Origin of the sequence: Burkholderia humptydooensis, assembly GCF_001513745.1 — a bacterium.
GTDB classification, from domain to species: Bacteria; Pseudomonadota; Gammaproteobacteria; order Burkholderiales; family Burkholderiaceae; genus Burkholderia; species Burkholderia humptydooensis.
Genome location: NZ_CP013380.1, coordinates 3,536,156 through 3,547,855 on the forward strand (window position 1 = coordinate 3,536,156; position 11,700 = coordinate 3,547,855).

Genomic DNA, 11,700 nt, shown 5'->3' on the forward strand with positions numbered 1-11,700 from the left:
CCCGACGGCGGTCGTGCCGCCGCTAACGGCTCTCGCTCTGGTACGAAACAATCGTCTTTTCAAGCGCGGCCCACGTGAGCCGCACCGCATCCGGCTGATGCAGGAAGCGTGCGTCGTGGTGCAGGCCGAGCGTGAAGCTGTACAACTCGAAGAGCATCAGGTTCGGATCCGTGTCCGGGCGCAGATGCCCCTCCTCCTTCGCTTGCGAAATGGCGCGCAGCAGCGCGGCGCGCCACGCTTTCACGCTCGCGATCAACTGCTCGCGCACCGCGCTGTCCGGGCGATCGTCGTATTCGACGGCGCCGCTGATGTAGATGCATCCCGTCGTCACCTCCTGGATGCGCTTCTCGATCCAGCGCGCCAGCATCGCCCGCAGGCGCGGCAAACCGCGCGGCTCGCGCAGGCTCGGAAAAAACACCTCGTTCTCGAAACGATGGTGGTACTCTCGCACGACCTCGACCTGCAAATCGTCGCGCGATCCGAAGTGCGCGAACACGCCGCTCTTGCTCATCTGCATGCGCTCGGCCAATAGGCCGATCGTCAGACCCTCGAGCCCGTCACGGCTGGCAAGGTCCAATGCTGCTTCGAGTATCGCGGCACGCGTCTGTTCGCCTTTTCGCATAGCTTTTAATAACCGTTCCAGGTGATCGAATAAAATCGAACGGCCGTACTATTATTGAGTGCGGCCGGCGGCGAAACAAGGAAATTATTAGAAATCGGTTTCTAACCGTCCCCGCTATTTTGCAGGGTCGCGCGCCTTTGGAGGAGGCCCTGTGCAGGCCGCGGCGCGCCGCATGTGTAAGCGAATGCTTAGTCGTATCCGCCGACCGTCAGCAGCTTCATCGCACCCCGGTACGCGTTGTACGCGAACCAGTTCAGAAACCGCTCGACGGCGGGCCGCGCCGCGTAGAGCGCGGGGTCGATCTCGCGGCCGTCGGCGAACGCGACGCCGATTGCGTCGCGCAGCGCGGCCGTCTCCTCGCGGTGGCGCACGAGCACGACGTTCGCCTCGTTGTTCAGCATCAGGCTGAGCGCGTCCAGATTCGACGAGCCGACGGTCGCCCAGTGATCGTCGATCACCGCGACCTTGCCGTGCAGCATCGTCTTGTCGTATTCGGCAACGCGCACGCCCGAGCGCAGCAACGCATGATAAAGGAACGGCACCGCCATATCGAGCGACGCGAATTCGTTGCGCCCGAGCAGGATCCGCACGTCGACGCCGCGCCGCGCCGCCCCGGCGAGCGCGCGCCGCAGCTTGCGCCCCGGCAGGAAGTAGGGATTGGCGAGCAGGATCGACCGACGCGCGCGGCCGATCGCCGCGAGATACGCCTTCTCGATCGTCCGGCGGTTCACGACGTTGTCGCGCGCGACGAACGCGACGCTCGGCTCGGTCACGACGCGCAGCGCGCCCGCCTTCACCCAGCGGCGGCTGCGCATCCAGCGGCGAAAGCGCGCGGCGAACGCGGAGCCGTCGACGCCATGCGGCAGGTATTGCGCGTAGCGCTTGTGGCCGACGGCGATCCGTTGCCACTGCACCTCGAACGCGGCGCGCACGTCGGCGACGGCGGGCCCGTTCAGCTCGAGCGCGAAATCCCAGCGCGGATACGGCAGGCGCTCGCCGTTCTGCTCGAAGTCGTCGACGATGTTGATGCCGCCGCAGAACGCGTAGGCGTCGTCGATCACCGCGAGCTTGCGGTGCGTGCGCGAGAAGCCGAAGCGGCCGAACAGATAGGGGTTGTAGATCCGGTGCTCGACGCCCGCGTCCGGCCACGCGCCGAAGAGCGGCAGGCGCTCGGTGCCGATCCCGTCGGTGATGACGCGCACGTGGACGCCGCGCGCGGCCGCGCGGATGAGCGCGTCGGACACCGCGCGGCCGACGGCGTCGTCGCAGAAGATGTAGGTTTCTAGCGCGACGCGCTCGCGCGCGGCGTCGATCCGTTCGATCAGCGCGGGGAAGAACGCCGCGCCGCCGTCGCAGAGGCGCACCGCGTTGCCGGACGTGAACGCGAGCCGCGACGCGGAACCGCGCTCCTGCAGGAACATCTGCCGCAGTTGCGCAAGACGGTGCCGGGTCCGGCCACTCATGCGGCGCGCGACGCGAGGCGCTCGGGCAGTTGCAGGATCGCTTCGGCGTTCGACGGCGAGTAGCAGCGCGCGGCCGCTTCGCGGTAAGGCAGCCACAGATAATCGGTGTGCTCGCGCGGCGACAGCGTCACGTCGACGCGCGCCGGCACTTCCAGGCTGAACCAGTGCTCGGTGTTGCGGGTGACGCCGGGCGCGTAGCGGTGCAGGTACTGCGGATAGATCGTGTACTCGATCGCGTGATGCCAGTCGACGAGCGCGGCCAGCGCAATGCCGGGGCTGCCGACGACGATGCCCGTCTCCTCCGCGACCTCGCGCGCGGCGGCCTGCGCGATCGGCTCGTCGGGCGCGTCCTTCGAGCCGGTCACGGACTGCCAGAAGTCGGGCTGATCGGCGCGCTTGATGACGAGCACGTCGAGCGCGGGCGTATGGATTACGACGAGAACGGATTCGGGGATTTTCGGTGGTTTCGTCATCGGGATGTCATCGGCGTCAGCCCGCCCGACGCGGCGGACGGCGCGGCACCGTCAAGAAAACCATGGGTCGACTGTACCGCAAAAAACGAAAAGGGCGCGCGCGCCCTTTTTTGTGGTCCTTTTCGGCGTCGGCCGAAGCCGGCCGTCGCGCCGAGCGCGAGCCGAGCCGGCATCCCGATTCGGCCGCGGCCGGCGCGCGGCGGCGTTACGCCTTCGGCTGCTCCGGCTGGCGCAAGCGGATGTGCAGTTCGCGCAACTGGCGCTCGTCGACTGGGCTCGGCGCCTGCGTGAGCAGACACTGCGCGCGCTGCGTCTTCGGGAACGCGATCACGTCGCGGATCGAATCGGCGCCCGCCATCATCGTGACGATGCGATCGAGGCCGAACGCGATGCCGCCGTGCGGCGGCGCGCCGTACTGCAGCGCGTCGAGCAGGAAGCCGAACTTCGCCTGCGCCTCCTCCGGGCCGATCTTCAGCGCGCGGAACACCTTGCTCTGCACTTCTTCGCGATGGATACGCACCGAGCCGCCGCCGATTTCCCAGCCGTTCAGCACCATGTCGTATGCCTTCGCGAGGCAGCGGCCCGGATCGGTCTCGAGGTATTCGAGATGCTCGTCCTTCGGGCTCGTGAACGGGTGGTGCGCGGCGACGTAGCGCGCATCTTCGTCGTCGTACTCGAACATCGGGAAGTCGACGACCCACAGCGGCTTCCAGCCCGCCTCGACGAGGCCGTTCGCGCGGCCGAACTCCGAATGGCCGATCTTCAGGCGCAGCGCGCCGAGGCTGTCGTTGACGACCTTCGCGCGGTCCGCCGCGAAGAAGATGATGTCGCCGTCTTCGGCGCCCGTGCGCTCGAGGACCGCCGCGATCGACGCGTCGTGCAGGTTCTTGACGATCGGGCTCTGCAGGCCGTCGCGCCCCTTCGCGCGCTCGTTGACCTTGATCCACGCGAGGCCCTTCGCGCCGTAGATGCGCACGAATTCGGTATAGCCGTCGATGTCGCCGCGCGTGAGCTCGCCGCCCTTCGGCACGCGCAGGGCCGCGACGCGGCCGTCCTTCGTGTTGGCCGGCGTGCTGAACACCTTGAAGTCGACGTCCTTCATCGCATCGGTGAGCTCGGTGAACTCGAGCTTCACGCGCAGGTCGGGCTTGTCCGAGCCGAAGCGCGCCATCGCCTCCGAGTGCGGCATCACCGGGAATGTCGCGGCGAGCTCGACGCCGATCGTCGTCTTGAAGATGTGACGGATCATGTCCTCGAACAGATCGCGGATTTCCTGCTCGCCGAGGAACGACGTCTCGCAGTCGATCTGCGTGAATTCGGGCTGGCGGTCCGCGCGCAGGTCTTCGTCGCGGAAGCACTTCGTGATCTGGTAGTAGCGGTCGAAGTTCGCGACCATCAGCAGTTGCTTGAACAACTGCGGCGATTGCGGCAGCGCGAAGAACTGGCCCGCGTTCACGCGCGACGGCACGAGGTAGTCGCGCGCGCCTTCCGGCGTGCTCTTCGTGAGCATCGGCGTTTCGATGTCGATGAAGCCCTGTTCGTCGAGGTACTTGCGCGCCTCGATCGCGACGCGGTAGCGCAGCCGCAGGTTGTGCTGCATCTGCGGGCGGCGCAGGTCGAGCACGCGGTGCGTCAGGCGCGTCGTCTCCGACAGGTTGTCGTCGTCGAGCTGGAACGGCGGCGTGACAGACGCGTTCAGCACGTCGAGCTCATGGCACAGCACTTCGATCTTGCCGCTCGTCAGGCCGGCGTTGATCGTGCCTTCCGGACGGCTGCGCACGAGACCCTTCACCTGGATGCAGAACTCGTTGCGCACGCCTTCGGCGGCCGCGAACATTTCGGCGCGATCCGGATCGCACACCACCTGCACGAGACCCTCGCGATCACGCAGGTCGATGAAGATCACGCCGCCGTGATCGCGGCGACGATGGACCCAGCCGCACAGCGACACCGTCTGGCCCAGCAGGTGTTCGGTCACGAGACCGCAGTATTCAGTTCGCATCGACATGATGTTTGCTTTCTTTCGTAGTGGTCAACGGGAAGAGCCGCACTCTCTCCCGGGCATTACATCGGCGGCTCGACGGGACGGCGCGCCGGCGCGGCAACGGGCGCCGGGGGCGCGACGACGCCCATCGAGACGATGTACTTGAGCGCGGCGTCGACCGACATGTCGAGCTCGACGACCTCGCTTTTCGGCACCATCAGGAAGAAGCCGGACGTCGGATTCGGCGTCGTCGGCACGTAGACGCTCACGTGCTCTTCCTTCAGGTGATTGACCACGTCGCCGCCGGGCGTGCCGGTCAGGAACGCGATCGTATAGGAGCCGCGGCGCGGATACTCGATCAGGAGCGCCTTGCGGAATGCGTTGCCGCTGCTCGACAGCAGCGTGTCCGACACCTGCTTCACGCTCGTGTAGATCGGCCCGACGACGGGAATGTGCCGCACCACCGCGTTCCACCAGGTGACGAGCTTCTGGCCGATGAAATTCTGCGTCGCGAGCCCGACGACGAAGATGAACGCGAGCGTGAGCACCGCGCCGATCCCCGGCAGCCGGAAGCCGAACAGCCGCTCCGGCTGCCACGCCGCGGGCAGCAGCAGCAGCGTCTGGTCCATCGTGCCGATGATGAGCCCGAGCACCCACAGCGTGATCGCGAGCGGAACGAGAACCAGGAGTCCGGTCAGAAACACCGATTTGAGGGTCGTCTTTTTCATCATCTGCCGTCGAAAAATCGCGCCGGTGCGTCAAGCGCGGGACGCGCCGCCGACACGGGCGGCGCGGCGGTCACGTACTGCTCGCGGGCGCGGCGGCAGGCGCGGGCGCGGACGCCGCTGGCGCGCTCGCCGCGCTGTCCGCCGCGGTGGCAGGCGCCGCCTGCTCGCCGCTCGCCTTCTCGCCGCTCGCGGCGGGCGCGCCCGCGCCGCCCGAGCCGCCGCGGAAGTCGGTCACATACCAGCCCGAGCCCTTCAATTGGAACCCGGCGGCCGTGACTTGCTTGCGAAACGCGTCCTTCCCGCATTCCGGGCACTGCGACAGCGGTGCGTCGCTCATCTTCTGAAGCACATCTTTCGCGTAACCGCACGCTTCGCAACGATAGGCGTAGATCGGCATGGTATTTTCCCGCAGAAACAATAACCGGTATAAAAGGCTTGCAAAGCCTTGAATTATAGCCGAAAGGCGGACGCCTTCCCCGGTCCGCGCGGGCGCACCGCTACGAGCGGCGCCACGCGAGCCAGCGCTCGCGTCCGGCGAATACCGGCAGCGAATCGGCGGCGGGCTCGTCCTCGACGAGCGCGAAATTCGGCGAAAGGAGCGCGTCGAGCTCCGCGCGCTCGATTCCGAACGGCGGCCCCTTCGGCGTCGCGCCGACGAAGAAGAAGCCGGCGAGGAAGCCGCCCGCCGGCAGCAGCTCGGCCATGCGCCGCGCGTAATCGGCGCGGCGGCTCCTCGGAATCGCGCACAGGAACGCGCGCTCATAGATCCATTGCGGGACGAACGGCGGCGCGTATGCGAAGAAATCGGCCTGCTCGACGAGCGCGGCGTCTTCGCCCAATTCGCGGCGCGCGGCCGCGACCGCCTGCGCGGAAAAGTCGATCGCGCGCACGGGCCAGCCAGCGCGCGAGAGCCAACGCGCCTCGTACGCGCTGCCGCAGCCGGGAATCAGCACCGGGCACCGCGGATGCCGTGCGGCGAACGCGGCGAACGCTTCCGGCACGCGCGCGCTGTCCCACGGCGTCACGCCCTGCTCGAAGCGCTCGTCCCAGAACGACGCTTCGCCCGGATCGCGCGACGCGAAATTCGCGGCGGACGGGGCAGGCGCCACGGAAGACGGTGCCATCGCGGCCTGCGCGGCCGCGGACGGCGGATTTGCCGGTTGCGCAGGTTGCGCCGATTGCGCATCGCCCGCCGCGTGTCCGGCCGCATCACGTTTGTTCGCTTCGCTCGTCATGCCGTCGCTTCGCCTCGCAATTCGTCCTTCATTCGCTCTTCGCCCGCTCGCCGCGCGCCGCTCATCGGCGGCGTCCGCGTTCCGGCGGCCCGCGTCGCGCGCTCCGCCGCGATCTCCCCCGCTGCTTCAACCGCGACTTCAGCCGCAACCTCAGCCACCATACGCGACGATGATCAGCACCCGCGCGATCACCGCGCCCGCGCCGACCGCGATCCCGAACACGAGCAGCGCCTGCAGCAGCCGGTTGGTCCGCCGCTGCTCGACGAGAATCTGCCGGATCAGATCGTCGCTGATCGCGCGCGGCGTCTCATGGTGCGAGACGAGCGCCTGATGCACGAGGCGCGGCAATTGCGGCAGCGTCTTGCTCCATTGCGGCGCCTCGACCTTGAAGCGCTCGTACCAGCCGCGCAGCCCAATCTGCTCGGTCATCCAGCGCTCGAGGTACGGCTTCGCGGTCTTCCACAGATCGAGCTCCGGATCGAGCGAACGGCCGAGCCCTTCGACGTTCAGCATCGTCTTCTGCAGGAGCACGAGTTGCGGCTGGATCTCGACGTTGAAGCGGCGCGACGTCGAGAACAGCCGCATCAGCACCTGGCCGAGCGAGATGTCCTTCAGCGCGCGATCGAAGTACGGCTCGCAGACCGCGCGGATCGCGCTTTCGAGCTCCTCGACGCGCGTATCGGGCGGCACCCAGCCGGATTCGAGGTGCAGCGTCGCGACGCGGTGATAGTCGCGCTTGAAGAACGCGAGGAAGTTCTGCGCGAGGTAGTTCTTGTCGAAATCCGACAGCGCGCCGACGATCCCGAAGTCGAGCGCGATGTAGCGCCCGAAGTGCTTCGGATCGAGGCTCACCTGGATGTTGCCGGGATGCATGTCCGCGTGGAAGAAGCCGTCGCGGAACACTTGCGTGAAGAAGATCTCGACGCCCTCGCGCGCGAGCTTCGGAATGTCGACGCCCGCCGCGCGCAGCGTGTCGACCTGGCTGATCGGCACGCCCGTCATCCGCTCCATCACGAGCACGGCGGGCGTCGAGTAATCCCAGAACATTTCCGGCACGAGCAGCAGATCGAGCCCCGCGAAGTTGCGGCGCAACTGGCTGCCGTTCGCCGCCTCGCGCATCAGGTCGAGCTCGTCGTGCAGGTACTTGTCGAATTCGGCGACGACCTCGCGCGGCTTGAGCCGCCGGCCGTCCGCCCACAGGCGCTCGGCCCAGGTCGCGATGTCGCGCATCAGCGCGAGATCGGAATCGATGACGGGCAGCATGTTCGGCCGCAGCACCTTGACCGCGACCGCCCTGCCCTTGTGCTCGCCCTGCTTGAGCTTGGCGAAGTGCACCTGCGCGATCGATGCGCTCGCAACGGGCTCGCGCTCGAACTCGTCGAACAGCGCGTCGATGCGCGCGCCGAGCGACTTCTCGACGATCGCGATCGCGACGGCCGAATCGAACGGCGGCACCTGATCCTGCAGCTTCGCGAGCTCGTTCGCGAAATCGACGGGCAGCAGATCGCGCCGCGTCGACAGCACCTGGCCGAACTTCACGAAGATCGGCCCGAGGCTCTCGAGCGCGCGGCGCAGCCGCACCGCGGGCGGATCGGCGAAGCGCCGGCCGATCGTCGTGATGCGCAGCAGGAACTTCACGCGAGGGTTCTCGATGCGTGACAGCATCACCTCGTCGAGGCCGAAGCGGATGACGGTAAAGACGATTTTGACGAAACGGAAAATGCGCATGCCTTCCGGCCCTCAATGCGCGCGTCGCGAGCTGCCGCCCGCGCGCGCGTCGATTTTTTGCTCCAGTCGTTCGATCCGCTTCTCGACGCGCGCTAGCGCGTCGCGAGCCCGCGCGAGCTCGGCGTCGAAATCGGCGAGCTCGCTCGTGCGCACGACCTGCGGGTTCTCGTCGAGCCAGTATTCGGCGATCGAATCAAGTACGTTGCGGCCCGTGCGGCGCGCATGCGCGCCCGCCGAACGGGCGACCGTCGCGATCCGGTACGCGGCCGCGTCGCCGACGATCTTCGCGAGATCCTCCTCCGGCTCCCAGCGCAGGTGCTCGGCGAGCTTCGCGATCTGCGTCGCGAACTCCGCGTCGCCGTCGATCTTCACGTGCTTCATCACGGCCGCCTGCCCCCCTTGCAGGAACGCGGCCACCGCGTCGAACGCACCGCCGCCGGCGCTGCTCGACAGCGCGATCGACACGTCGAACTGGCGCGCGTCGTGCGCCTCGACGGCGGCGAGATAGCCGTCCGGCTGCACGAGCAGCACGAGCGTCACGGGCGGGACTTCGAGCCGGGCGGTCTTGCCGGCATAGGGAATCAGACGATCGCGCGCCCAGGATTCGCGGGCGAGCAGGTGATTGACGGCGGCTGCAAAAGGCTTGGCGGCAAAGGTCATCTGGGTGGCAATGAAAAGCCCGCGCAGGCAGGGCGCCGGCGCGGGCTTCTATTGTAACGTCGGTTCGGGCGCGACCTCGCGAGGCGCAACGCGCGGCACGACTTCCGTCAGTGCGCGCTCACCTGCTGAATGCCCGCGAGGAGCCAACCCTGGCTGCCCGCCTTCGACAGATTCCACACCTCGTTGAACGGCTCGGCCGCCGCGCCCTGCGTCTCGCGGATCAGGCCGTGGAAACGCACGCTCGCGAAGTGCTCGTCGCCGCGATCCTCCACCGCGAGCAGCTCGGCGTCGAGCTGCACGACGTCCGTCTGGTTCGCGCCCGCGCCGCGGCCGTCGAGGTCGATCTTCACTTCGGCGAACATCTCGGGCGTCGTGAACTCGCGGATGTCGGCGAGGTTGCCCTCGTCCCACGCGGCCTGCAGGCGCACGAAATAGACCTTCGCGTTGCGCAGGAACGCTTCGGTGTCGAAGCCCGCCGGCACCGCGGGCGCGGCAGCCGCCGCCGCCGCGGCCGCGCCGCCGAACACGCGCTGCGCTTCGCCTGCGTACGCGCTGCCCGAGCCCGGGAACGCGTCGTTCTGCGCCGCCTGGCGCTGAACGCCCGCGTCCTGGCGGTAGCCGTCATGGCCGTGGTTCAGCGACGGCTGACCGCCCGCGTAGGCCGGCTGCTGCGCGCCGCGCCGGTTCATGAACTTGCGGACAAGCCAGATGCCGACCATCGCAAGGAGCGCGATCACGATGACGTTCGCCATCATGCTGGCGAACGCGCCGCCGAGACCGAGGTGCGACAGCAGCGCCGCGATGCCGAGGCCGGCCGCGAGACCGGCGATCGGGCCGAGCCAGCGCGAGCGGTTCGGCTGCGCGGCGGGCGCCGGCTGCTGGCGCGGCGCCTGCGTGGGCGCGGCCTGCTGCATCGGCTGCTGCGCGGGCGGCGTCGCCTGGCGCTGCTGCAGCGTCTGCGACTGGCGGCCGAAGCTGCGGCCGCCGCCCATGCGCTTCGCTTCGGCGTCGAGCGACGCGAACGTGCCGGCGGCGAGAAGACCGACCATCAAGAACGTGCCGATTCGTCGCGCCAACGACTTCGGCCCTTTGCTGCGGTTGAACGACGAACGCGATACGAACATCCCGGCCTCCAAGCTGAAAGTAAAATGTATGGATGGAACCCCTTAATACTTGGTTCCCACGTGTAAAGCTACCACGCCACCTGACAAATTGTAATATTTGACGGCATCGAGGCCCGCTTGTTCCATCATCGTCTTCAGCGTCTCCTGATCCGGGTGCATCCGGATAGATTCAGCAAGATACCGGTAACTGTCGGCATCTTTCGCGAACTTGTCGCCAAGCCACGGTAATACTTTGAAAGAATAGACGTCGTACGCTTTCTTCAGCGGCGCCCAGACTTTCGAGAATTCGAGCACCATCACGCGGCCGCCCGGCTTCGCGACGCGGCGCATCTCGGCGAGCGCCGAATCCTTGTGCGTCATGTTGCGCAGGCCGAACGCGACCGTGACGACGTCAAAGTAGTTATCCGGGAACGGCAGTTTCTCGGCGTCGCAGAGCAGCGACGGCGTGACGACGCCCTTGTCGAGCAGGCGGTCGCGGCCGACGCGCAGCATCGATTCGTTGATGTCGGTATGCCAGACCTCGCCCGTCGGCCCGGCGGCCTTCGCGAACGCCTTCGTCAGATCGCCCGTGCCGGCCGCGATGTCGAGCACCTTGCCGCCCGGGCGCACGTTCGCCTGCGCGATCGTGAACGCCTTCCACGCGCGATGCAGGCCCGCCGACATCAGGTCGTTCATCAGATCGTAGTTGCTCGCAACCGAGTGAAACACCCCCGCGACCTTCTTCGCTTTTTCGTTTTCCTCGACGGTCTCGAAGCCGAAGTGGGTTTTGCTCATCGCGTTGATCCTCTATCAATGGCAAACGGCGCCGCCCGGCGCCGTCGTTCAGTGGTGGTGGCCTCGCGGTAGCGAGTCCGCCGGCATCGGCGCGTCTCGCTCGACGCCCGCCGCCTTCAATTTGTCGAAATATTCGCGCCAGAGCGCGTCCTGCCGGGTCGCGAGTTCGTACAGCAGCTCCCACGAGTAGATACCCGTCGAATGGCCGTCGGAGAACGTCGGCTTGAGCGCGTAGTTGCCCACCGGCTCGAGGGCGGTGATCGTCACGTCGCGCTTGCCCGTCTGCAGCGTCTCCTGGCCCGGACCGTGGCCGCGCACCTCGGCCGACGGCGAATACACGCGCATCAGCTCGAACGGCACGCGAAAGCACTCGCCGCTCGGATACTGCAGCTCGAGCACGCGCGACACCGCGTGCACGACGACGCCGGACGGCACGGGCGCCGCCGCCTGCCCGCTCATGCCCGCCCCCCGTTCACCGCCTGCTCGATTTCCTCGTGCACGGCGTTGTGCAGGAGCGTCGCCTGCGCGGCGCGCAGCCGCAGCAGCGCGTCGGACACCGACCGCTGGCGCGGCGCCCAGATCGGCTGCGGGAAGTGCGCGTCGTTCGAGAAGCGCGGAATCACGTGCCAGTGCACGTGCGGCACCTGGTTGCCGAGGCTCGCGAGATTCACCTTCGCCGGCTGCATCACGCGCCGCACCGCCTTCTCGACCGCATAGACGATCCGCATCAGATGCGCGCGCCCGGCCTCGTCGAGATCGGAAAACTCGGCGACGTGCGCGTGCCAGATCACCCGGCAGAAGCCCGGGTAATCGGTCTCGGTCGTCGCGAGGACGACGCGCACCGCATCGTCCTTCCAGAGCACTTCGCCGCCGTCTTCGCGGCAGAATACGCAATCCATCGTCAATTCC

13 protein-coding genes are annotated in these 11,700 nt (G+C 67.5%); all 13 read right to left on the reverse strand.

The genetic code is table 11. The features are described 5' to 3' along the window. Window positions 1–22 precede the first annotated feature (22 nt). Window positions 23–622 carry a TetR/AcrR family transcriptional regulator gene (locus tag AQ610_RS15755; protein ID WP_004189774.1) on the reverse strand — a complete coding sequence of 200 codons (600 nt, stop codon included), beginning with the start codon at window positions 620–622 and terminating at the stop codon, window positions 23–25. A 188-nt stretch (window positions 623–810) separates the two neighbouring features. Then, window positions 811–2,085, reverse strand: coding sequence for a cardiolipin synthase ClsB (gene clsB, locus AQ610_RS15760; RefSeq protein ID WP_009911267.1), 1,275 nt, complete (start codon window positions 2,083–2,085; stop codon window positions 811–813). Continuing rightward, window positions 2,082–2,558 (reverse strand): dihydroneopterin triphosphate diphosphatase, encoded by a 477-nt coding sequence (nudB, locus tag AQ610_RS15765; RefSeq protein ID WP_006024573.1) that lies wholly within the window; start codon window positions 2,556–2,558, stop codon window positions 2,082–2,084. The genes clsB and nudB overlap by 4 nt, the downstream gene beginning before the upstream one ends. Window positions 2,559–2,763: 205 nt before the next feature. Beyond that, complete coding sequence (aspS, locus tag AQ610_RS15770; RefSeq protein ID WP_006024571.1) at window positions 2,764–4,566, reverse strand: aspartate--tRNA ligase; 1,803 nt, start codon at window positions 4,564–4,566, stop codon at window positions 2,764–2,766. 56 nt (window positions 4,567–4,622) lie between these two features. Next, the gene (locus AQ610_RS15775) at window positions 4,623–5,273 is read right to left on the reverse strand and encodes a DUF502 domain-containing protein (RefSeq protein WP_006024570.1); all 651 of its coding nucleotides are present in this window, start codon (window positions 5,271–5,273) and stop codon (window positions 4,623–4,625) included. A 67-nt stretch (window positions 5,274–5,340) separates the two neighbouring features. Then, window positions 5,341–5,667 (reverse strand): FmdB family zinc ribbon protein, encoded by a 327-nt coding sequence (locus tag AQ610_RS15780; RefSeq protein ID WP_006024569.1) that lies wholly within the window; start codon window positions 5,665–5,667, stop codon window positions 5,341–5,343. A gap of 100 nt (window positions 5,668–5,767) precedes the next feature. Next, on the reverse strand, window positions 5,768–6,505 hold the full coding sequence (locus AQ610_RS15785) for a methyltransferase domain-containing protein (RefSeq protein ID WP_006024568.1): 738 nt from the start codon (window positions 6,503–6,505) through the stop codon (window positions 5,768–5,770). A gap of 150 nt (window positions 6,506–6,655) precedes the next feature. Then, entirely contained in the window at window positions 6,656–8,233 is a 1,578-nt protein-coding gene (gene ubiB / locus AQ610_RS15790) for a ubiquinone biosynthesis regulatory protein kinase UbiB (protein ID WP_006024566.1), read from the reverse strand. Window positions 8,234–8,245: 12 nt separating this feature from the next. Continuing rightward, entirely contained in the window at window positions 8,246–8,893 is a 648-nt protein-coding gene (locus AQ610_RS15795; RefSeq protein WP_006024565.1) for a ubiquinone biosynthesis accessory factor UbiJ, read from the reverse strand. 107 nt (window positions 8,894–9,000) lie between these two features. Beyond that, window positions 9,001–10,017 (reverse strand): TIM44-like domain-containing protein, encoded by a 1,017-nt coding sequence (locus tag AQ610_RS15800; RefSeq protein WP_006024564.1) that lies wholly within the window; start codon window positions 10,015–10,017, stop codon window positions 9,001–9,003. Window positions 10,018–10,059: 42 nt separating this feature from the next. Beyond that, entirely contained in the window at window positions 10,060–10,791 is a 732-nt protein-coding gene (gene ubiE, locus AQ610_RS15805) for a bifunctional demethylmenaquinone methyltransferase/2-methoxy-6-polyprenyl-1,4-benzoquinol methylase UbiE (RefSeq protein ID WP_006024563.1), read from the reverse strand. Between the two features lie 48 nt (window positions 10,792–10,839). Further along, complete coding sequence (locus tag AQ610_RS15810) at window positions 10,840–11,250, reverse strand: gamma-butyrobetaine hydroxylase family protein (protein ID WP_006024562.1); 411 nt, start codon at window positions 11,248–11,250, stop codon at window positions 10,840–10,842. Then, entirely contained in the window at window positions 11,247–11,690 is a 444-nt protein-coding gene (locus AQ610_RS15815; RefSeq protein ID WP_009911259.1) for an HIT family protein, read from the reverse strand. Before AQ610_RS15815 ends, AQ610_RS15810 begins: the two co-directional genes overlap by 4 nt. Window positions 11,691–11,700: the final 10 nt, after the last annotated feature.

Excerpts from the sequence above, each read along its gene's own strand:
- AQ610_RS15755 (WP_004189774.1), bottom strand. The coding sequence starts at position 622 with ATGCGAAAAGGCGAACAGACGCGTGCCGCGATACTCGAAGCAGCATTG.
- clsB (WP_009911267.1), bottom strand. The coding sequence starts at position 2,085 with ATGAGTGGCCGGACCCGGCACCGTCTTGCGCAACTGCGGCAGATGTTC.
- nudB (WP_006024573.1), bottom strand. The coding sequence starts at position 2,558 with ATGACGAAACCACCGAAAATCCCCGAATCCGTTCTCGTCGTAATCCAT.
- aspS (WP_006024571.1), bottom strand. The coding sequence starts at position 4,566 with ATGTCGATGCGAACTGAATACTGCGGTCTCGTGACCGAACACCTGCTG.
- AQ610_RS15775 (WP_006024570.1), bottom strand. The coding sequence starts at position 5,273 with ATGATGAAAAAGACGACCCTCAAATCGGTGTTTCTGACCGGACTCCTG.
- AQ610_RS15780 (WP_006024569.1), bottom strand. The coding sequence starts at position 5,667 with ATGCCGATCTACGCCTATCGTTGCGAAGCGTGCGGTTACGCGAAAGAT.
- AQ610_RS15785 (WP_006024568.1), bottom strand. The coding sequence starts at position 6,505 with ATGACGAGCGAAGCGAACAAACGTGATGCGGCCGGACACGCGGCGGGC.
- ubiB (WP_006024566.1), bottom strand. The coding sequence starts at position 8,233 with ATGCGCATTTTCCGTTTCGTCAAAATCGTCTTTACCGTCATCCGCTTC.
- AQ610_RS15795 (WP_006024565.1), bottom strand. The coding sequence starts at position 8,893 with ATGACCTTTGCCGCCAAGCCTTTTGCAGCCGCCGTCAATCACCTGCTC.
- AQ610_RS15800 (WP_006024564.1), bottom strand. The coding sequence starts at position 10,017 with ATGTTCGTATCGCGTTCGTCGTTCAACCGCAGCAAAGGGCCGAAGTCG.
- ubiE (WP_006024563.1), bottom strand. The coding sequence starts at position 10,791 with ATGAGCAAAACCCACTTCGGCTTCGAGACCGTCGAGGAAAACGAAAAA.
- AQ610_RS15810 (WP_006024562.1), bottom strand. The coding sequence starts at position 11,250 with ATGAGCGGGCAGGCGGCGGCGCCCGTGCCGTCCGGCGTCGTCGTGCAC.
- AQ610_RS15815 (WP_009911259.1), bottom strand. The coding sequence starts at position 11,690 with ATGGATTGCGTATTCTGCCGCGAAGACGGCGGCGAAGTGCTCTGGAAG.